The organism is Psychrobacter sp. TB20-MNA-CIBAN-0197 (assembly GCF_040309765.1).
GTDB lineage: Bacteria > Pseudomonadota > Gammaproteobacteria > Pseudomonadales > Moraxellaceae > Psychrobacter > Psychrobacter submarinus.
Genome location: NZ_JBEOPC010000236.1, coordinates 1 through 337 on the forward strand (window position 1 = coordinate 1; position 337 = coordinate 337).

Annotated in this window: 1 protein-coding gene; it reads right to left on the minus strand. The window is 38.9% G+C overall.

What is annotated here, in order from left to right; genetic code table 11:
• On the minus strand, positions 1–277 hold a 277-nt coding region (locus AAEY83_RS13475), incomplete at its 3' end, for a cyclic nucleotide-binding domain-containing protein (RefSeq protein ID WP_351059558.1).
• Between the last annotated feature and the right edge of the window lie 60 nt (positions 278–337).

Consider the following 337-nt stretch of genomic DNA (forward strand, 5'->3'; position numbering starts at 1 on the left):
CATCGCTAAAGCACGTTACCGTATAAATACACGGATTATTATTTAGCGCTTCTATTTCACCAATAAGGGTGTTGTTACAATCCAATTGTCCTAACAGCAGGCGTCGTCCATTACCTACGTCGTAACTAAACGACACAGTGCCACTGCGTACAAGCACAAGCTTGCTTAAAGGCTGATCTTGATGGATCAGAACTTCTTTTTTTGATTGTTGATAGCTACTACCGGCAAAGGTTAAAAGCTGATCAACAAGGTAACTAGAAAAATGGTATTGAAACATCAATGTGCTCTTCGGACATTTGTCCTATTTATTACATCTTAATGACGTTAGCATTAAGAC